The sequence below is a fragment of the Halopseudomonas pachastrellae genome (genome assembly GCF_900114765.1).
Taxonomy (GTDB): Bacteria; Pseudomonadota; Gammaproteobacteria; order Pseudomonadales; family Pseudomonadaceae; genus Halopseudomonas; species Halopseudomonas pachastrellae.
Genome location: NZ_FOUD01000013.1, coordinates 56,677 through 76,805 on the forward strand (window position 1 = coordinate 56,677; position 20,129 = coordinate 76,805).

At 62.2% G+C, this 20,129-nt stretch carries 17 protein-coding genes; 5 read left to right on the forward strand and 12 right to left on the reverse strand.

Translation table 11 applies throughout. The features are described 5' to 3' along the window. Positions 1 to 3: 3 nt before the first annotated feature. A complete protein-coding gene (gspC, locus tag BM116_RS11380) occupies positions 4 to 867 on the reverse strand; it encodes a type II secretion system protein GspC (protein WP_083724729.1) in 864 nt (287 codons plus the stop codon). 449 nt (positions 868 to 1,316) lie between these two features. Here gspC and BM116_RS11385 point away from each other — a divergent pair, with 449 nt between their 5' ends. Then, positions 1,317 to 2,777, forward strand: coding sequence for an alpha/beta hydrolase family protein (locus BM116_RS11385; protein ID WP_083724727.1), 1,461 nt, complete (start codon positions 1,317 to 1,319; stop codon positions 2,775 to 2,777). A gap of 42 nt (positions 2,778 to 2,819) precedes the next feature. Here the strand turns inward: BM116_RS11385 and tatB are convergent, their stop codons facing one another. From tatB to ercA, 5 genes are all read right to left on the reverse strand, one after another. Then, on the reverse strand, positions 2,820 to 3,104 hold the full coding sequence (gene tatB, locus BM116_RS11390; protein ID WP_083724725.1) for a Sec-independent protein translocase protein TatB: 285 nt from the start codon (positions 3,102 to 3,104) through the stop codon (positions 2,820 to 2,822). Positions 3,105 to 3,118: 14 nt separating this feature from the next. Beyond that, positions 3,119 to 3,343, reverse strand: coding sequence for a Sec-independent protein translocase subunit TatA (locus BM116_RS11395; protein WP_083724723.1), 225 nt, complete (start codon positions 3,341 to 3,343; stop codon positions 3,119 to 3,121). Positions 3,344 to 3,411: 68 nt separating this feature from the next. Further along, positions 3,412 to 5,448, reverse strand: a complete 2,037-nt coding sequence (locus BM116_RS11400; protein WP_083724722.1) for a PhoX family protein — start codon at positions 5,446 to 5,448, stop codon at positions 3,412 to 3,414. Positions 5,449 to 5,616: 168 nt separating this feature from the next. Then, on the reverse strand, positions 5,617 to 7,356 hold the full coding sequence (locus BM116_RS11405) for a PAS domain-containing hybrid sensor histidine kinase/response regulator (protein ID WP_083724720.1): 1,740 nt from the start codon (positions 7,354 to 7,356) through the stop codon (positions 5,617 to 5,619). Continuing rightward, the gene (gene ercA / locus BM116_RS11410) at positions 7,340 to 8,503 is read right to left on the reverse strand and encodes an alcohol dehydrogenase-like regulatory protein ErcA (RefSeq protein WP_083724718.1); all 1,164 of its coding nucleotides are present in this window, start codon (positions 8,501 to 8,503) and stop codon (positions 7,340 to 7,342) included. Before ercA ends, BM116_RS11405 begins: the two co-directional genes overlap by 17 nt. Positions 8,504 to 8,720: 217 nt before the next feature. On the opposite strand from ercA, the gene BM116_RS11415 reads away from it, so the two are divergent. The 3 genes from BM116_RS11415 to BM116_RS11425 all read left to right on the forward strand — a co-directional run bounded on the left by BM116_RS11415 (position 8,721) and on the right by BM116_RS11425 (position 11,698). Next, positions 8,721 to 10,853, forward strand: a complete 2,133-nt coding sequence (locus BM116_RS11415) for a NosR/NirI family protein (RefSeq protein ID WP_083724716.1) — start codon at positions 8,721 to 8,723, stop codon at positions 10,851 to 10,853. Positions 10,854 to 10,886: 33 nt separating this feature from the next. Beyond that, positions 10,887 to 11,315: a regulator gene (locus BM116_RS11420; RefSeq protein WP_083724714.1), complete on the forward strand. Its 429-nt coding sequence runs from the start codon at positions 10,887 to 10,889 to the stop codon at positions 11,313 to 11,315. 86 nt (positions 11,316 to 11,401) lie between these two features. Then, complete coding sequence (locus BM116_RS11425) at positions 11,402 to 11,698, forward strand: DUF2218 domain-containing protein (RefSeq protein ID WP_083724712.1); 297 nt, start codon at positions 11,402 to 11,404, stop codon at positions 11,696 to 11,698. Between the two features lie 27 nt (positions 11,699 to 11,725). Here the strand turns inward: BM116_RS11425 and BM116_RS11430 are convergent, their stop codons facing one another. From BM116_RS11430 to BM116_RS11455, 6 genes are all read right to left on the reverse strand, one after another. Then, positions 11,726 to 12,643: an ABC transporter substrate-binding protein gene (locus tag BM116_RS11430; RefSeq protein ID WP_083724710.1), complete on the reverse strand. Its 918-nt coding sequence runs from the start codon at positions 12,641 to 12,643 to the stop codon at positions 11,726 to 11,728. After that, the gene (locus BM116_RS11435; protein WP_083724708.1) at positions 12,636 to 13,469 is read right to left on the reverse strand and encodes an ABC transporter ATP-binding protein; all 834 of its coding nucleotides are present in this window, start codon (positions 13,467 to 13,469) and stop codon (positions 12,636 to 12,638) included. The genes BM116_RS11430 and BM116_RS11435 overlap by 8 nt, the downstream gene beginning before the upstream one ends. Beyond that, the gene (locus tag BM116_RS11440) at positions 13,469 to 14,521 is read right to left on the reverse strand and encodes an iron ABC transporter permease (protein ID WP_083724706.1); all 1,053 of its coding nucleotides are present in this window, start codon (positions 14,519 to 14,521) and stop codon (positions 13,469 to 13,471) included. The genes BM116_RS11435 and BM116_RS11440 overlap by 1 nt, the downstream gene beginning before the upstream one ends. Before the next feature lie 8 nt (positions 14,522 to 14,529). Beyond that, positions 14,530 to 15,546, reverse strand: coding sequence for a FecCD family ABC transporter permease (locus BM116_RS11445; RefSeq protein ID WP_083724704.1), 1,017 nt, complete (start codon positions 15,544 to 15,546; stop codon positions 14,530 to 14,532). Continuing rightward, positions 15,543 to 16,757 (reverse strand): MFS transporter, encoded by a 1,215-nt coding sequence (locus BM116_RS11450; RefSeq protein WP_083724702.1) that lies wholly within the window; start codon positions 16,755 to 16,757, stop codon positions 15,543 to 15,545. The genes BM116_RS11445 and BM116_RS11450 overlap by 4 nt, the downstream gene beginning before the upstream one ends. A 72-nt stretch (positions 16,758 to 16,829) precedes the next feature. After that, positions 16,830 to 17,924: a helix-turn-helix domain-containing protein gene (locus BM116_RS11455; protein ID WP_169847228.1), complete on the reverse strand. Its 1,095-nt coding sequence runs from the start codon at positions 17,922 to 17,924 to the stop codon at positions 16,830 to 16,832. Between the two features lie 145 nt (positions 17,925 to 18,069). Here BM116_RS11455 and BM116_RS11460 point away from each other — a divergent pair, with 145 nt between their 5' ends. After that, the gene (locus BM116_RS11460) at positions 18,070 to 20,118 is read left to right on the forward strand and encodes a TonB-dependent siderophore receptor (protein WP_083724698.1); all 2,049 of its coding nucleotides are present in this window, start codon (positions 18,070 to 18,072) and stop codon (positions 20,116 to 20,118) included. Positions 20,119 to 20,129: the final 11 nt, after the last annotated feature.

Sequence of the window (20,129 nt, forward strand, 5' to 3'; positions counted from 1 at the left end):
GTATCAATCCATCGTAATCGTTATGTTCATCGGTTCACCGTCACGCTCCAGCGAGAGCGTGACCGAACTGGCGTCCGTCAACTCGCGCAAAATGTCGCGGTAATCCTCGATCTGCGATACCGGCGTGCCATCCACGTCGGTAATCACATCCCCCCCCTTCAGGCCCGCCGCCTCGAACTCACGCACATTGCGCGAGGGCGAGACCTCCAGACCGTACATCACGCCATCCACCATCACCGGGTTGGCGCTGATCACTTCCATAAAGCGTTGCGGATCGTTCAGCCAGGCATCGCGATCAATGCGCGCCAGTCCACCATCCGGTGCCAGCGTCTGGCTGTTGTCAGTGCTGGGCAGATTGGCCAGCCGCGAACTGCTGCTGCGTCCGGCACCGGCCGATTGGTTGCGTTTGAGGCGCAGGGTTTCCAGCTGGCCGTCACGCATCAGCATGACGCGGTCAGGCAACACCTGCTCCAGGCGCACTTGGCCCGGCAGGCTGGCGCCTACGCGATAGAGTTTTTCCGGTTGGCCCTGGGTGACCAGGATGGCGGCGCTGCGCGCCGGGTCGGGATCGGAGAGCACGCCCTTGAGGGTCCAGCTCAGCTTGGTGTCAGGGGCATTGATTTCCAGCCGCTGCTGGTCAGCACGGCCCAGCGGAGACAGCAGGGCCAGCTCGCGAAAACCGGGATAGCTCGGGGTGTTGTTGTCGGCGTCGGTTGCCAGGGCAAGGGAGCTGGCAGCAGGCAATACGCTTTGCGGCGCTATCACGGCCCAGACCAGGTGGCCCAGCACCCAGGCGCCCAGCAAAACCAGCAAGGCGGTGACGATAGTGACAGCAGATTCCAGTGAAGGGCGGGCAACCGTGCGCATGCATTCTCCGAGGCAAAGACAACTGGCCACATGGGGTGGCCGGGTCAGCAGATGAAAAGATACTGACCTTTCTTTGCAAAATTATTGTTATAAGCCTGCAACAGGCTGCTCGTCTGCGCTCGATTGTCACGAATTTGCAATCAGGCAGCAACCCCCCTGAACAGGTTATTCCAGAGGCTTCCTATGATTGGGGCGACGCTATCGGCTATCGCCGTGTGCCCCCATCACCCAAACGGGGGTAGCCAGGCTGCAGCCCCCATGAATCGTGACATCTAACCCAAATGGGTGATGACCCAGTTACAGAGATCACCCCGCGTGATACCTGACAATCCAGACGCAACGACCCGCTCCGAATGGCACGCCTGAGGCTTGCCGGGTAGCGCCTTGGCCGCTTTACTGGCAAATGCAAGATCCATCACAAAAACAGCTTGCAACGGAGAACAACAATAATGAATCCGCTCAAACGACCCACGCTGCTTGCCCTTCTGGTCGGCAGCATCGGCTTGACCGGCTGCCTGGGCAGCAGCAATGACAGCGACGATCCTGATCCACGGCCACAACAGGTACGCATCAACCAGGGCTTCTTTACCATTGATGAGTCCGCCCTGCCCTTCGACGCTTTGGCGCCCGTCGCACCCTACACCACCACCAGCCGCTGGAGCGGTGTGCTGGATGGCGCCGCCTACCGTGTCGAGGTACCGGAGAACTGGAATGGCTATCTGGTGATGTGGGCGCACGGCTACCGCGGCACCGGTGCAGCGCTGACCGTCGACAACCCGCCGATGCGTCAGTATCTGATCGACAACGGCTATGCCTGGGCAGCATCGAGCTACAGCACCAACTTCTATGATGTACGCGCCGGCGTGGAGGATACCAACGCCCTGGCGCTGGCCTTTACCGACATTGCTGCAGAGAACGGCCGAACGCTGGCCGAACCTACCAAGTACTACATCACCGGCGCGTCCATGGGCGGCCATGTCACCGCCGCGGCGGTGGAACGCGAGACCCTCGACACCGCCAACAACGTGGTCGAATACTCGGCGGCAGCGCCCTTCTGTGGGGTGGTTGGCGACACCGAGCTGTTCAATTACTTCGGCGGTTACAACCTGGCGCTGTTTGCGCTGGCCGGTGTGCCCGCCGACAGCTTCCCGGTTGCTCCGGCCGATGCCGCCACCAAGGTAGCCGCTGCCCGCGCTGCGCTATGGGTAGATTATGACGCCAACCCGAATGCCAACGGCCTGACCACCGAGGGGCTTGGGTTGTACCAGACGCTGAAAAACCTCAGCGGTGGCGAGCGGCCGATTTACCCGTTGTCCTTCGGTGGGTTCCAGGATCTGCTGCAAAGCTTTGCCGGCTCGGACGGCACGGTAGATGGCATCTTCCAGGAGAGCGTGATCAACACCGAGGGTCTGACCTACCGCTTCCAGACCGAGCTGGGCCAGCCGCAGACCACCGACGAAATCAACTTCAACGCGGCGATTCTCAAGGCCGATGCGGATGTGGACAGCGTCAACGCGTTACGTAGCGACGGCTTGCGTTGGGTGCCCAAGGTAAACGGCGAGTTTGACGTGCCGGTACTGACCGCGCACACCATTGGCGATCTGTTCGTACCGATACTGATGGAGCAGGTATATCGCCAGCGGGCTGAAGACCAGGGCAGTGCAGACAACCTGGTGCAACGTGCGATACGCGCCCCCGGGCACTGCGACTTCACCATGACCGAATGGACGCAAACCCTGGCCGATCTGCTGACCTGGGAGCAAACCGGGGTCAAACCTGGCGGGGATGACTGGCTGACGCCGGCCACCGTAGCCGACCCTGCGTTTGGTTGCACCTATACCAATAACGCGGGCGAAATACCCGGCAACGTCGAGAGGTCCCTGATGCCGCCCTGCCCGGCTCCCCTGTAACAAAGCCAAGCAAAAAGCAGGGATGAGGCGTCAACCAGCGCCTCAGCCCTGTTTGCGTTCCTCATCAACCACATCCACGGCCAGGCGCCGCACAAACTGTTTGACGTTGGTTTTACCGCGCAGCTCGCGGACGTTGTCGGCCAGCTCCTTGACCTCGTCCCGCGGCAGGGAGGCGTTCAACTCCTGCTGCACGTCAGTCCACATGCCCCGCACCTTGCCGACTGCCCGACCCGCGCTACGTACCAGCGTGGGCAGACGCTCGGGCCCCAGCACCAGCAAGGCAACTACCGCTACCAGCAGCCATTCCGTCATGCCATTGCCGAACATGCTGCACCTCGCCTTCAGGCCTGACGGCTGGTCGATTCTGCGCGTACGGGCGTTTGCTCGGCGGCATCCAGAGCCAGCGCATCGCGGGTCTCTTCGGTATCGCGCACAGCCTTGCGAAAACCGCTGAGCGCGCCGCCCAGATCGCTGCCCACATTGCGCAGACGCTTGGTGCCAAACAGCAACATGACGATGACCAGCACAATCAACAACGAGCCAATGCTAATTCCACCAATACCCATATAAACCTCCAATAAAAAGGCGGGCCAGCGCTGTGCACTGACCCGTTTGTTACGCAACAAAACCCTTATCAGCTACCGACAACACCGCCGTCGTTCTTCCACACAACCACGGTCGCCGAGCGCGGCGGACGTGTGGACGGGGTGTAATCCGGCCAGCTGCTGGAGTAGCTACCGGCAGCAAACTGGGCGCCGGAAGTACCTTCACCGGGATGCTGGACGTTGATGAACAGGGTCTTCTGGTCCGGCGTCATGGTGATACCGGTGATCTCCTGATCGATCGGGCCAACCAAAAAGCGCTTCAGATCGCCTGTGGTCGGATCGGCTACCAGCATGGCGCAGTTGCCAAAGGGGTCGTCCCAGCCGCTGTCCATCTGAATCCAGACACGGCTGTCCGGGTCGATCCACAGGCCGTCCGGCGAGCTGAGGATGTTCTCGGCAGTCAGGTCGTTGCCATTCGGATCGGAGCCCTTGTTGCTCTCAACGCCGCTCTCACCAGCGTCACCAGCAAACAGGAAGATGTCCCAGGTGAAGGTGGTCGCAGCCTGCTCGCCGTCTTCCTTCCAGCGAATGATGTGGCCGTGGTTGTTGGCCGCACGCGGGTTGGCTTCGTTCAGGTTGCTGTCGTTGCGACGGGTGTTGTTGGTCAGCGTGAAATAGACATCACCGTTGGCCGGGTCAACTGCACCCCACTCCGGACGGTCCATCGGCGTGGCGCCCATGAAATCAGCGGCCAGACGGGTGTTGACCAGCACGTCAGCCTGGCTGGTGAAGCCGTTGGCGTCGGTCAGACCGTTCTCGCCGTAAACCAGCGGCATCCACTCGCCGGTGCCGTCATCGTTGAACTTGGCAACGTACAGAATGCCTTCGTCCAGCATGCTGCCGTTGGCAGTCGCGGCGTTGTAGTTGGCAGCGGTAACAAACTTGTAGATGTACTCAAAGCGCGAGTCATCACCGGAGTAGCAGACCACCGGCTTGCCTTCTTCAGCCGGAGCGAACACCACACCTTCGTGACCAAAACGGCCCATGGAGGTGCGCTTTTTCGGGTTGCTGCTCGGATCGAACGGATCAATCTCGACCATCCAGCCGAAGCAGACCGGCTCGTTGCGGTAGTCACCGGTAGCGTCGGCAGCCTTGATGCTGGCGTCAAAGCGGATGTACTCGTCAGCACCGTTGTCAGCCAGTTCCCAAGCCCAGCGGCCAGTGCCGCTCGGCACCCCATAGCGCGAGTGCTCACGCGGGTTATCACCCTTGTTGGTGAAGTAGCCGGCCCAGTTTTCCTCGGCAGCCATGTAGGTGCCCCAGGGGGTATAGCCGTTACCGCAGTTGTTCAGCGTACCGCGGGTCATGGTGCCGTTGGGGCTGTACAGGGTCTTGACGAAATCGCTGCCGCGAACCGGGCCGTGGATCTCCATCGGCGTCAGGGCGGTGATGCGACGGTTCATGCTGTCGGGCTGCACGCTCCACTGATTGTCGGCACCCTTGACGATGCGTACCACGGAAACACCGTGGGCGTTCATTTCCTTGCGCACTTCGTCAGCCGGACGCAGACCGCCAACCAGCGGCGGCGTGGCACCACTGGAGAGCGAAACACCTTGAGCAGAGGCGTGCATCAGACGCGGCTCAACGTACTCGTGGTTGAGTACCAGCAGGCCGTCTTCAGAGCTGTCGTTGATCGGGTAGAAGTGCATGCCATCGTGGTGCGAGCCAATTTGCTCGGCCTGGTCATCACCGGTGTTGTTAACCGAGAACGACGGGAAGCTGCCCAGAATCGGCGTGCCCCAGGGAATGATCACCTGGTAGCTGTAACCCTCGGGCACTACGATTTCATCGGCGGTGCTGATGGCAACAGCAGAAAAGCCCAGCAGGTCAGCAGCCGGAGTCTCACCAGCGTCATCATCATCGTCGGAGTCGCTGTTGCAGCCAGCCAGACCCAGACCGAAGAAGCCCAGCGCAGCAGCGCCAGCGCTGCCCTTGAGTACCTGGCGACGGGCCAGGCGGGCCTCCAGCACGCTGGAGAACAGCGGGTTCATCTCACGGGTGCTCAATGGCTCATCCCCAGCCCCGTTGTCGACATACACCAGCTGATCACGTTGTTCGATGGACATCGATTCCTTCCTCTCAGGTTTTTGGTTTGTTGTAAAAACCCAAACAGGATGGCGAGCAAAAATGACAGCACGACCCGAAAGCCATGAAGCTTTTATGGTGGTTGGCAGACATTGGGGTGACAGGCAGATAACAGGCGCGAACGCTTCTTTAACGCAGGCCGAAGACGGTCAGCGACGCGGGGAAAGCAAGGTATCCAGTGAAGCGCGCAGCTTGCCCGCCTTGATCGGCTTGTTGAGCACCGAAACGCCCAGCGCACGCGCGCCCTGGCGACAATCTTCGGTACGATCGGCGGTAATCATCAGCGCAGGCAGGTCCTCACCAAATTGCGCACGCAACGCCGCCAGCGCCTGAAGCCCCGTGCGGCCGCCGTCCAGATGGTAGTCGACCAGCGCCAGATCCGGCGCTCGCCCCTGCAGGCAACTTAGCGCCTGCTCATGGTCTGCGGCGGTCAGCACATCGGCGCCCCACTGCTGCAGCAGGCCCTGCATGCTCTGCAGCACCATCTGCTCGTTATCGATCACCAACAGACGGCGCCCCTGCAACGGCACCGCCAAGTGCGCGCCCAGACTACTGCGCTGCTGCGTGGCCAGCGGCTGCCGGGCCAAAGGCACACGCACGCTGAACACAGAACCGCGCCCAAGCCGCGAGCGCACCTGTACCTCGACCTTGAGCAGGCGCGAGATGCGCTCGACAATCGCCAGCCCCAGCCCTACGCCGCGACGTTGCCCGGGGCGGCCGATGTCGAGCTGGTTGAACTCCTGAAAAATCTGCCGAAAGTGCGCCCGGTCAATACCGCGCCCGGTATCCCACACCTCAATCCACAGATCCCTGCCACGCCGCCGGCAGCCCACCAGAACGCCACCGCACTCGGTATAGCGAATGGCGTTGCTGATGAAGTTGCGCAGAATGCGGCTCAAAAGACGAAAGTCCGTGTGCACAGCGTGCGCGCAGGTACGACCGCGCAGGCTCACGCCAGCAGCTTCGGCCACACTGCCAAACTCGCTCAGTAACGGCTGCAGCAACTCATTTACGCTGCAATCGCTGTACTCGGGCTTAAGGTTGGGCTGATCCAGACGCGAGATATCCAGCAGGTCACTGAGCATATCCTCCGCACTTTCCAGCGCCGTGTGTGACCGTTCCACCAACAGCCGTGCGCTATCGGGCAAGGCAACATCGCCCAGGGTGGCCATTAGCAGGCGCGCCGCATTCAGCGGTTGCAGCAGGTCGTGGCTGGCGGCAGCGAGGTAACGATCCTTACTGCGGTTGGCCTGCTCGGCGGCATCGCGCGCCTTACGTAGCTCACCCTGGGTACGCTCGTGCTCGATGATCTCGTAGCGCAGGCTTTCGTTCAGCCCCTCCAGCTCATGAGTGCGCTGTTGCACCCGCTGCTCCAGCTCATCGTTAAGTTGCTGCATGGCCAGCTGCGCCTGCTTGCGCTCGGTCACGTCGGCCACAAAGGCCTCGATCACGTGGTCGTTGGCATCGGGGCGCAGCAGAATATTCATGCGCACGTCCATCACAGAGCCGTCGGCCCGCGCGAGCCGGGTCTCGTAGCCGGTCAGTTCGCCCTTGCGCAGCAACTGTTGACGGATACACTGAAACTCAGACTCGCCGCCAATAAAGAACTGCCCACCCAAGGAGCCGCGCGCGGCCACCAGCTCGGCCGCCGACTGGTAGCCCAGCATGCGCGCCAGCGACCGGTTGGCCGTGCTCAAACCGCTTGCCAGACTGGCCTGAAAGATCCCGTGCACCGCGTTCTCGAACAACCACTTGTAGCGATTGCGCTCGGCCTCCAGCTCCTCCAGCCGGGCCAGCAGCTCAGGGTAGTAGCTCTTGCGCGAAGACTGCGACCCCAGCCCGAGCAGCCCGGTGAGTACATCCCGGCGCGGGTCAGAGGGCCTCGGCATAGACGACCTCGACATCCTGCAGACTGGACTCGCGCGGGTTGGTCAGAATGCACGGGTCATCCATCGCGTGCAGCGACAGGGTGCGCAGATCACTGGTGCTTACCCCGTGCATGCGCAGACTCTGATGGAACCCCATGGCCTGCTTCAGATCGATCAGATGCTGGATCAGGCGCGCGCGTATCTGCGGTGTGGTCAGCCCGCGGGTGTCGATATCCAGCGCATTGGCGATCACCTTGAAGCGCTCCGGCGCGGCGTCAAAGTTAAAGGCCACCACGTGTTCAACCAGAATGGCGTTGCACAGCCCGTGCGGCAGGTCGAGAAAGCCACCCAGACTGTGCGACATGGCGTGCACAGCGCCCAGAATGGCATTGGAGAAGGCCAGTCCCGCCTGCAGGCTGCCCAGCATGATCTGCTCACGCACGGCCAGGTCCTGCGGGTTGCGCATCATATGGACCAGATTGGCGTTGAGCAGGCGCATGGCCTCAAGCGCGTGGGCATCGGTCATCGGCCCGCTGCCGGTCGATACAAAAGCCTCAATGGCATGCACCATGGCGTCGATACCGGTGCAGGCCGACAGAAAGGTGTCCATGGTGGAGGTGGTTTCCGGGTCGATCAGCGACACATCCGGCACCACCGCCTTGCTGATGATCGAGAACTTCACCTTCTCTTGCTGATCGGAAATGATCACAAACTGGGATACGTCGGCCGAGGTGCCGGCGGTGGTTGGAATGCAGATTAGCGGAGGGATAGGCGCACGAATGGTATCCACGCCTTCAAACTCGAGAATGTGGCGATCATGTGCCACCGCAATGCCAATGGCCTTGGCGCAATCAATCGGGCTGCCGCCGCCAATCGCCACAATCACGTTGCAGCCAGCAGCGCGGTATACCTCAGCGCCGTGCATCACCTCTTCGGTACGCGGGTTGGCCGACACCTGGGTAAAGAGCACGTAGTCGATGCCCTGCGCCTGCAGGCTCTGCTCCACATCGACTACCCAGCCTGCGGCCTGCACGCCCGGATCAGACACCAGCAACACCTTGCGGGCGCCAAAAGTGGAGGCGTAATTGGCAACAGTTTTGCGCGATCCGGCGCCGAAAATGATCTCTGGCGTAACAAACTTGCGCAATTGGCTGACATCGTAGGACATGCTCTGGCATCCGCGTTGTTGTTTTAATGCTGTGGGCTCGACAGGGCGCTGCAGAGCGGCACAGGCGGTCCCGGCAGACTACCCCAAAGTGGCTCGCTTTATAAGCCGCCCAAGCGCGAACTAAGACTGAAGTAGCAACGGCTCAGCCCCTAAGTTGCATGGCTCCGCCACCCCACTGCTCGCCAGCATGGAGACACAACAACAAGGATGATTCGCCATGTCTGTGCGCCGCCAATCGGCCCGCCACCTCCTGCTGGCCTGCCTGCTATCTCTGCTCAGCTCCGCTCTGCATGCCGAGGGCCAGGAGACGGCTGACTGGCAGACCGCGGTGCAGCAACTGTTTCCCAGTGCCACCCGCCTGGTCGAGAAGCAGGGCTCGCCGCCGGTTTATCAGGCCTTTCAGCTCGACCAGCTGCTCGGCTATGCCTTTGAATCTACCGACTACTCCAGCCTGCAGGGCTTTTCCGGCAAACCCATTCGGCTGCTGATCGGCATGACGCCGGACGGCAAGCTGACCGGCGTCAAGGTACAGGAACACCACGAACCGGTGTTTCTGCACGGCCTCGGTGAGCAATCGCTATTTGACTTTACTGATCAATACGCCGGTCGCAATATCGCCACCCCCATCGTGGTTGGCAGCATTCACGGCGGCAGTGTCGACGGCTCTGCGGTCGACTACATCGATGGCGTCAGCAAGGCTACCGTTTCGGTGGTGATCCTTAACGAGACGGTCTTGCAGTCGGCCATGACGGTCGCGCGGGCGCTGCTGCCCGATTTCGCCCAGGGCCCACAAGCCATCGCTCGCCCCGAGCTGTTCGAGCCGCTCGACTGGCCGCAGTTACGCCAGCGCGGGCTGCTGCAGCATTGGGTGCTTGAGGGCGCGGCAGTCGAAAGCGCTCTGGGCAGCAGCCTGGTGCTGTATCCGGGCTTTGCAGCGGATGCCGAGCTGCCGTTCAGCGAGCTGTACTTTGCTTACCTGAACACGCCCATGACCGGGCGCAACCTGCTCGGCGCGGACGCCTTCGACAACTTGCAGAGCCAGCTGCTGCCGGGCGAGCAGGCCATATTGGTCGTCTCGCGCGGACAATATCCCCATGTGCCGGAGGACTTCATCCCCGCCACCGCGCCCAGCCGCATCAACCTGTTGCAGCACGGCAAGGCGATCGAGCTGCACGACATGGACTTCAACAACGGGATGCTGCTGTCGCTGCTGACCTTGCCAGCGGGTGACTGGCACGCCAACATTTTCCGCATCAAGACCCACGCCGCCTTCAACCCGGTGGACCCGGCCGCACTGCAGCTCAACGTCACCCTGCGTCGCAACCCGCTCAGCGAGCAGCAAACTCACTTTGAGCAGGCACTGACGCTGGAGCCGGATCTGTTCGAGGTGCAGGCCGTAGACGCTGCTCCGGCACCCAGACCGATCTGGTTGCAGATTTGGCAGCAACGGCTCTGGCAGATTGGCGTGCTGCTGGCCTCGCTGACGCTGGTTACCGTGCTGTTTATCCGCCAGCACCGTATCAGCCGGCACCCTGAGCGCTTCCATCTGCTGCGTGCCGGCTTCCTGCTGTTCACCCTGTTTTTTATCGGCTTCTACGCCCAGGGCCAGCTCTCGGTAGTCAATATCTTCACGCTGCTGCTCGCGCTCTGGCACGGCTTTGACATCACCGTTTTTCTGATGGACCCGGTGCTCTTCATCCTCTGGACCTTCACCTTTGTCAGCCTGTTTCTCTGGGGGCGCGGCCTGTTCTGCGGCTGGCTCTGCCCGTTCGGCGCGCTGCAGGAGATGGTCAGCTGGCTGGCGAAGAAACTGCACCTGCGCCAGTGGAAAATCAGCGAACGCTGGCACCACCGCCTGCAGTGGCTCAAGTACGGGATTCTGATCGGCCTGATACCGACTGCCTTTTACTCACTGACACTGGCCGAGCGGCTGGCCGAGGTGGAGCCGTTCAAAACCTCGATAACGCTGGTGTTCGTTCGCAGTTGGCCGTTCGTGCTCTACGCCGTGCTGCTATTGGGCGTTGGCCTGTTCGTGCACAAGTTCTACTGCCGCTATGTGTGTCCGCTCGGCGCCGGGCTGGCGATCCTCGGCAGGCTGCGGCTGTTCTCCTGGCTGACGCGCATCAAAGCCTGCGGCCAACCCTGCCAGCACTGCCACAACAAATGCGAGATCGGCGCCATCAAGCGCAGTGGCGCCATCGACTACGACGAGTGCATCCAGTGCCTGGAATGCATCGTGATTCTGAACAACGAGGATCAGTGCGTGGACGCCATCCGCGCACGCAAGCAGGCCGCGCGAGCCAAGCGCGCCGACAATGTCATCGTCAGCGACTGGGCACCCCAGCGCTAAACCAGCAGCACCACAACAACAAAGGACGTCACCGTGAAAAATCTGGGCTTAGGTCATATCCAATGGAACCAACTACCCGGCTTCGACAACTTCGACTACTGCGTACTGAGTGTCGACCGCCCGAACAAGCTGGTCGATGTGCTGTTCCACTTCCACGAGAACGACCCGATCGTGCTGCACCGCCACTGCGCGGTAAACCACACCTTTGTGATCAGTGGCGAGCACCGCCTGTTTCACGCCAACGGTGACCTCAAGGAAGTTCGCCCCACCGGCAGCTATACCATCAGCCAGCCGGACACTACCCCGCACCGCGAATGCGGCGGCGAAGGCGGCACCCTGGTGCTGTTCAGTATTCGCGGCACCGAGGGCGTCATGTACGAGATTCTGGATGATCAGGAGAACCTGATTGCCGTGCTCGACATGGATACCTTTGCGGCGTTGCACGCAGCAAACGCGTTGTAACACATTGACCGGGGCCAGCAGAGCACCGCGCTTGAGCCCTCCCCCGTGGCTGCTAGAATGCTGGCTTTTCAAGGGAGAGAGTCGGCATGCCCGCTAAGCAAGCTCAGGTCAGCACCACCCACGCCAGCCGTTACATCAAACGGCTGTGCAAGCACTTTGCCCACAAGGTGGAGTCCACCTGGGACGAGCAGCAGGGTGTGACCGACTTTCCGTTCGGCCGCTGCGTCATGCAGGCCGATGGTGCGCAACTGGCGCTGCACTGCACAGCCGATGATGACACTCAGCTTGAGCGCGTGTGCTGGGTGGTAACCGACCACCTGGAGCGCTTCTCGGTGGCGGTGGAGCAAGGCGATGCCTTGAGTGTGGAATGGCAGGCGGCCTGAGCCGCCTGCACTGTCAAAACCTGAGGGTTATTGACGCGCGCTGGCCTTGATCAGGTTTTCGACGTCATCAATCACTTGCATGGCGGCCAACGGACCACCCACCGACGTCCACAGCGAGCCGTCTACCGCTGCCATCTGGCCCGCCTTGACCGCGCCCAGCTGCTGAAATGCCGGCGTATCACGCGCCTGATTCAGTGCCTCGGCGGCCTCACCGGTGCCCGCCAGGGTGCCCACCACCAGCCAGTCCGCATCCAGCAGATCCAGCGACTCCAGACTCAGGGCCTGTGAATGGGTGAAGCCGGGCTGGCGCTGCTGCTCGGGGCGTACAAAGCCCAGCTCCTTGACGATCTGGCTGGCGAAGGAGTCCTCCAGCATGTACACCGGCCCCTTGGGGTTCCAACGCACAATGCTCATGGTCTGGCCCTGCTCAGCAGCCAGCGCTTCACGCGCCTGCTGTACCCGAGTCTGGTAGCTGGCGGTAAAGGCATCAGCGGCCTCCGGCTCGCCCAGTACGTTGGCGATCAGCTGCAGGCTGTCCTGCCAGGGCTCGCCCGGTTTGGCCGTTACTACTGTCGGCGCAATGGCGCGATACAGCTCCAGCGTCTCGGGGCGGTCGGTGGCGGTGAGAATCAGGTCGGGCTGCAGTTCCAGCAGCAACTCGGTGTTAACGTTGCCCAGATCACCAATAATGTCGATCTGCGGCGCACGCTCGCTCAGATAGCCAGGCACGCCGTTTTGTCCGCGGCCGTTAACCGTGCCAACCGGCGTTTTACCCAACGCCAGCATGGCGTCCAGATCCAGTTCGCTGAGCGCCACAACGCGCTGGGGTTGATCGGGAACATCGACCGTCTCGCCATAGGCATCGGTCACGCTACGGGCCTGGGCCGGCAGCGCACAAAGCAGCAGGGTCGCTGCGGCAACAAAACCCTTGAGCAGATCAGACATGGGGTAACTCCTTGGGGTGGGTAGGTGAAGCTGCCGCCGCAAGGCGCCGGGGCACAATGACCGGTGCGCCGTCGCCGGGGGCGGCAAGAATATCAACCTGGGTGTTGTAAAGGCGGTCGATCAGTTGCTTGCTGATGACCTCGCGGGCACTGCCAAAGGCTTGTACCTGACCCTCGGCCATGGCGATCAACTGATCGCAATAACGGGCTGCGCAGGCCAGATCGTGCATCACGATCAGTACCGTACGACCATTGGTGGCCATGCTGTGAATGGCTTCCATAACCTCGGTCTGGTGGCCGATATCCAGCGCGCTGGTGGGCTCATCAAGTAGCACCATCTCGGTGTTCTGCGCCATGATCATCGCCAGCCAGACACGCTGCACCTGTCCGCCAGACAAGTCGTCCACGCTGCGCAGACGCAGCGCCTGCAGCTGCAGCGTGGCAATCGCCTCATCTACCAGCCTGCGATCTTCATCGGTCCACTGTCGCAGCCAGCCCTGATGCGGGTGGCGGCCATACTGCACCAGTTGCTCGACGGTAATGCCGCTGGGTACTACCGGGCGCTGCGGCAGATACGCCAGTTGCCGCGCCAGTGCTCGGGTTGGCAGCCTGCCGAGTGCCTGGCCGCCCAACAGTATCTCGCCGGCCTGGGCCTTTTGCTGCGCAGCCAGCAACTTCAGCAAGGTCGACTTGCCACAGCCGTTAGGTCCAACCACACCAACCAGGCTGCCCCGTTGCAGCTCGAAAGACACATCCTGCAGGGTTGGCCGCGCGCCATTCTTATGGCGATAGGAAAAGCTCAGATCCCGCACTCGCAACAGCGTCATCAATCCACCCTCTTTCGATTCTGCAACAGCAATGCCAGCAACAGGACGCCACCCAGAATGCGTGTCATCAGCCCCGCCGGCATCTCGACCGGATCGGCCAGTACGCGCACCAGGGTGTCAGCCAGCAACAGCAGCAGCGAACCCAGCGCGGCCGCCAGCCAAACGGGTACGGGCCCTGAACGCAGCAGCCAACTGGCCAGAATGGGCGCGGCCATGCCGACAAAGATCACCGGCCCGCCAATCGCCGCGCCAAGCCCGGCAATCAGAATCGCCAGCCCCAGCAGCGCCAGCTGCACCGCGACCACCGGCACGCCCAGCCCCTGCGCGGTTGCACTGCCCAAGCGCAATACCGATAGTGCGCGCAGCAGCAGCGCGACCGGCGGCAGCAACACCAGCAGACAAAGCGCTACAGGCACCACCACGCGGTAACCCTGTCCGGCAAAGTGACCCATGGTCCACATATAAAGAGCGCTGAGGTGCGCAATCGGCTGCGATGACATGGCAAATTCCGACAGTGCCTGAAACAGCTCGGTCAGCGCGATACCGACCACAATGAACAGATAGCCCTGCTCGCCCGGTCGCCGGCAAAGGGTGAACAGACAAGCCGCTGCCAGCACCGCCCCCAACGGCGCCGCCCACCAGGGCCAGCTGCCAACCGTCAGATACAGCGAGAAAATGACGATGGCCATGGTCGCGCCTTCGTTCACCCCGATCATGTCCGGGGTGGCCAGGCGGTTCTGCACCAGTGTCTGTACCAGACAGCCAGACAACCCAAGCGCCGCACCAGCCAGCATCACCGCCAGCACCCGCGGCAGGCGAATCTGAAACAGCATCAGCTCGTGCATGCGCGAGCCCTGCCCTGCCAGCGTCTGCACTACCTGCGAGGCGTTCATCTGGCCCGAGCCAAGGGTCAACGCGACCACAGCGGTCAACAGCAAGACCAGCATGGCCGACCCCAGCAGCAAGGTCGCACGGCGATTGAACAGCAATGAGGTGCCACCCAGGCGCAGGCACCAGAAGCCATTGGGCGTTGCACGGGAATGATCAGCCATGGGTAACCTCAGCGTTCGGCCAGCAGTGAACGAAAGCCGCCGCGCAGCACTACGACGATCAACACCGGCGCACCGATAGCCGCCAGCAAGGTGCCTACCGGCAGCTCATAGGGCTGAATCAGCCAGCGCGCCAGCACATCTGCCGCCATCAACAGCAGAGCGCCAGCCAATGCCGAAAATAGCAACTGACGCGGCAGCGACACCGACTCGATAACCCGGCCACAGTAAGCCGCAAGAAAGCCGATAAAGCCGATGGGGCCGGCTACCGCAACGGCGCAAGCGGTGAGAATCGATGCGGAGGTCAACACGCCGGCACGCACCCAGGCGGTCGACACCCCGAGCGCCCGCGCCTGCTGATCGCCCATAGACATCAACTGCAGGCGGCGGCTCAGCAGGGCCGCAAGCACCAGGGCCGCCAACGCGCCCGGCAGCAACGTACCCAGCGCGCCCATCTGGACCCCGGCAAGCGAACCCAGATTCCAGAAACGGAATTGATCCAGCGCCACCCGGTCGGCCAGCAGCAGATAGTTGGCGATGCCGCCGAACACCGCCGTCAGCGCCACCCCGGCCAAAATCAGGCGCAGCGGGCTGGCCACGCCCATCATGGAAGCCAGCGCCAGCACCACCAGGTTGCCGCATACCGCGCCGATGCCGGCCCAGACCAGATAGCCCGCCGTAGACTCGACCGCAAAAAAGCTGATGCCTATCACCAGCGCCAGCACGGCCCCTTCATTCACGCCGAGCAGCCCCGGCTCGGCCAACGGGTTGCGCGTTGCCCCTTGCAGCAGGCTGGCCGCCACGGCGAGTGCCGCACCAATCAACAGCGCCGCCAGGGTGCGCGGCAGGCGCAGGGTATCGACGATCATCGCCAGCTTGTCGTCGGCCACCCGCTGCGGATCACCCAGCAGATAGCCCGCCACCTCAGGCAACCCATAGGTGCCGGCACCGGTGCCCAGCGACGTCAACGCCAGCAGCACCAGCAACAGCAAGCCGCCACTCAGCAGGCCCCACTGATGACGCCTCATGAACGCAGCCCCTCAGCAGCGGCCGGCTGACGCAACCCCAGCACAATCATTACGGTGCCAAACAACGCTATCGCCACCCCCAGCAACGACAGCAGCGCCAAACTGGAGTAGCCCACCAGCGCGCCATCCGGCGTAGAGGATAGCCAGTAGCCCCCAGCCAGGCTGGCAGCACCAGAGGCGAGTCCGGCCAGGGTGTTCTGCCAGCCCATGAAGCCAGCCCTTTGCTCGGGGGCGGGAATGCCCGCGGTGATGGTCTGGGCGGCACTGAAACGCGCCGAACTGGCAGCCATGAACAGGGGAAAGACCAACATCAGCGGCAACAACATGGCCCCCCAGACAAACCCGATCAGCGTGGCAAACATAAGCAGCAGATTACTGCCCACCACCGCGACCAGAGTATGACCTCGGTCAATCAAGCGCCCACTGAGCTGCATGGCCGCCATGCTGGCCAGCCCGCCCAGCAGAAACAGCAGCGGGATCATTTCCCGCGCCACGCCCAAGTTGAAGCGAAAGTAGCTGGCAAAATGTGGAATCAGCAGACTATGCGCGCCGGCCTGAACACCCACCACCAGCATCGCCCACAACCAAAGGGGCTCAGCCCGAAAACGCATGCGCCCGCGACGGGTCGCGCGGTGCTCACCCAGCAGCGGAAGCAGCATGGCCACAAGCAGTGTCAACAACAAACCAGCGCCACCAATGGCCAGAAATGCCCAACGCCAGGACAACCACTGCGACAGCCCCAACGCCAGTGGCACCACCGCAATGCCGGCCAATGAAAAGCCCATGGCGACGTAGGCCAGCTGTCGTCCACGCTGGGCAGCCGGCGTTATGTCAACAATGGCCGCCATCAGGGTTGCCCCCATGGGGCCGGCAAACACGCCTGACAGGGCGAACAAGCACATCAGCTGAGTACTGGTTTGCACCGCTGCGCAGCTGGCCAGTACCGCAAACCGCAGCGCCGCCAGCGCAACCAGCAGCGGGCGCCTGGCAAACAGGTCCAGCCATGGCGCGGCCAACCAGCTGGCCAGCGCAGCTGCCAAACCCGCCAGCCCGGCAATATAGCCAGCGTACTGCGGGGGCATATTCAGGGGAGACGCCAGATCGGCCGCCAGCGGCATCACCATCATGGTGCTGCCAATCGACAGCATGTTGATCAGCATGGCCAGATTCAGTGTCAAGCGTCCCTTGCCGGTGAGGGGTATGGCAGACATGAACAGGCTCCGAACGAGGAAAGCGCTGGATACTAACCAAAGCACACGGCAACTTTCAATAAATGAGAATTGTTAAGAAACGCTTTTGTCTCGCCCTCCCAAGCCCGCCACACTCGGCGTGCAGCGCACCGCGCCATCAGCTCGGAGATCCGCATTGCAGAGCTCTCCGGGCGTGACACCAAAGTGGCGACGGAAGGCGGTGATAAAGTTCGAGGTGTGGTTGTAGCCAGCCAGAAAAGCCGCTTCGCTAACGCTGATCTGCTCTTGGTGCAGCACGTCGCGCACCTTCTCCAGGCGCCGCCCACGAACATAGTCGGACACCGTCAGTCCGGTGTCGCGGCGAAAATGCCGCTGCAGCGCTCGGGTACTCATGGCCGTGGCGCGGGCAGCCGTTTCCACACTCAAGGGCTGATCCAGGTTGGCTTCCAGCCAGGCAATGGCGCGCGCTGTCGGGCCCAGCGGGCGCGGGGCGCGGACCGGTTCGCATGCCCCCAGCGGCAACTGCTCAATGTGCCGGATAAACCCCCACAGCACCTGATGAGCCAGGTTTTCCGCCTGCAGGCTGCGCCGCAGCCGGTCGGGCTCGTGGCGCAAGTCCAGCAGCGCCCGACACAGCGCCAGCACCTGTTCATCCGGCTGCCAGGCAATACTTGCCAGGTGCTGTCCAAGCAGGTGCTGCTCCAGCCTCCGACGCAACGGGTCGTTGCTATCGCCACGGCGCAACCAGTCAGGGTTGAACATCAGTTGCACCTTGCTCAAGTCGCGCTCGCCCCGCCGAATCTGCCGACGAAACACCGTCAACCGCCGCAGGTTGACTGCCAGCGCCTGGGCGGTGCTGGCGCGCGATTGGCGCTGCGGGTTGACCTTGAGCACATGCTCGCTGCCGTCGTAGGCAAAGTGCACCTCACCGCTCAGCACAATGGTCAGGATCACCCGGGGCTTAACCGGTGCCGTGGCGACCGCGTCCGCCAATTCGCGGGTACAGCCAGCCTCCACCTGCAGATTGCCGAAGTTCTCGGAGACAAAACTGCCCTCAACCAGCACCTGACGCTGCACGTCGTTGCGCGCCACGATCTGCGCGCGCCGCTCACCGCCAACCATCTCCGCAAACAGCACCGCGCGGTCAGTACGTCGCCCGCTGGCCTCCTCCACCTTGCGTTTGCTCATACAGCCCTCAATATGCCGCTTATGCATAACTCTCTGGCAGTAACGCATAAGCAGACCACTTATGGCAACGAATACAAAGTCATATTATGAATGAGAATCGCTATCATTAATGCGACAAACTGCCACACATCAAAGGAATATCTGCATGTCTGCCGACCTCAACCGCCGTGGTGCGCGCATCCCGCACTATCTCTCTCCGCTCAGCCTTGCCGTGGCCGTGGCCTTTAGCCCAGTCCTGATGGCCGCTGACGATGACAGCAGTGACGAGTTGGCACTGCCCACCATGCAGGTCTGGGGCACCCAGGTATCCAGCTCCTCCGAGTTTCTGTCCGACCAGGACATCTCGATCAAGCAGGCCGACCACCTCTCCGACCTGCTACGCGACATTCCCGGCGTCGACGTGGGCGGTACCCATTCTGTTACCCAGCGCATCAATATCCGCGGCCTGAACGAAACCGACCTGGACATCCGCCTGGACGGCGCCAGCCAGTACGCCAGCATGTTTCACCACATCGGCAACCTGACCCTGAACCCCGACATCATTCAGATGGCCGACGTGCAGGTAGGCAACAACTCCGTGCGCAGCGCCGCCGTTGGCGGTTCTGTCAGCTTTGAAACCAAGAACGCGCTGGACCTGTTACGTGCCGGCGAAGACTTCGGCATGCGCGTCTATGGCGGCTACGGCTCAAACGCCTACCACCAGGGCTCGGTCACCGCCTATGGCCGCCTGAGCGACAAGGTGGATGCCATGGTCTACGGCTACACCATCGACCGCGACAACTTTGATGACGGCGACGGCCAGCAGACCTTCGGCAGCGACGGCACCGTCAGCGACATCCTGGTCAAATTCGGCGTGGAGCCATCCTTCGGTCACCGCTTTGAACTCAGCCATGATCACTATCGCGACAAGGGCGATTACAGCCCGCGTCCGGACATGGCCGGCAGCGCCAACGCAGGCCTGTCAGGCGACCTGGAACTGCCTACCGAGTACACCCGCGACACCACTTCGCTGCGTTACCAGTACGATGCCGGTGGCAACACCACCGCCAACGCCACGCTGTACCGCAACGCCATGGAGCTGAACCGCGACGAGTCACAGATCACAATCCGCTGGCCGGGCAATCGCCTGAGCGACAACACCGCAGAAGCCGAGAACCTGGGCGCCACCCTGGAGCTGACTAGCCTGGCAGAACTGGCCGGCATGCAGCACGAGGTGACCTACGGCACCCTGTACAACCGCCAGGAGAGCCGCGCCCAATACGGTAATGACCCGTGGATCGACGAGAACGCCATCACCACGGCCGGCTATGTTGAAGACCGCATCAGCCTGACCGACCGGCTGACCGTGACCCCCGGTGTGCGCTACGACCATTTTGAGCGCAACGCCGAAACCGGCAGCGACACCTTTGACGAAGTCACCTGGGCGCTGGGCCTGGAGTTTGCCGTCAACCAGAACCTGACCCTGTTTGCCAGCGCCCGTGAGTTGTTCAAGCCACCGCAACTGCTGGAAACCTTCGTGTACTACCAGAACGGCACCATTCTGGCGGATGACATCAAGGCCCAGACTGGTCTCAACAAGGAAATCGGCGCCCGCTACCAGCAACAGTTTGGCGAGCACCGAATCAACGCCAACCTGACCTTGTTCCAGACCGACCTGGATGACTATTTCGCCAATACCTACGACGGCACGCTGAACAGCGGCGCAGGCGGTTACATCATCGGCAACAACGGTGATGTGGAAATTGAAGGCTTTGAAGCCAGCGTTGGTTACGGCATTGGTGAGTTCAACTCGCGCCTGAGCTACGCCAAATCCGATGCCGACAACAAGACCAACAACACCCCCGCGCTGGACTACAACGGCCGCAGCATGGACGTGGGCGACAGCATTGCGCTGAACCTCAGCTACTACTTCCCGGCCGTGGGCGTAGAAACCGGCTGGAACTCCCAATGGGTACTGACCGAAGACAACGTTATGCCCGGCACGCCGGACAAGGACAGCTACAACGTGCACTCGGTCTACGCCCAATGGGTTCCGCCGCAGGCCGACCGTCTGACCCTGACCCTGAGCGTGGACAACCTGTTTGACGAGCAATACTACTCCCACGCCTCACGCACCGGCGTAGCCCGTGGCTTTGAGCTGGACGACTACGAGCCTGGCCGCAACATCAAGGTCTCGGCTGCCTACCAGTTCTGAGTCGCACCTGA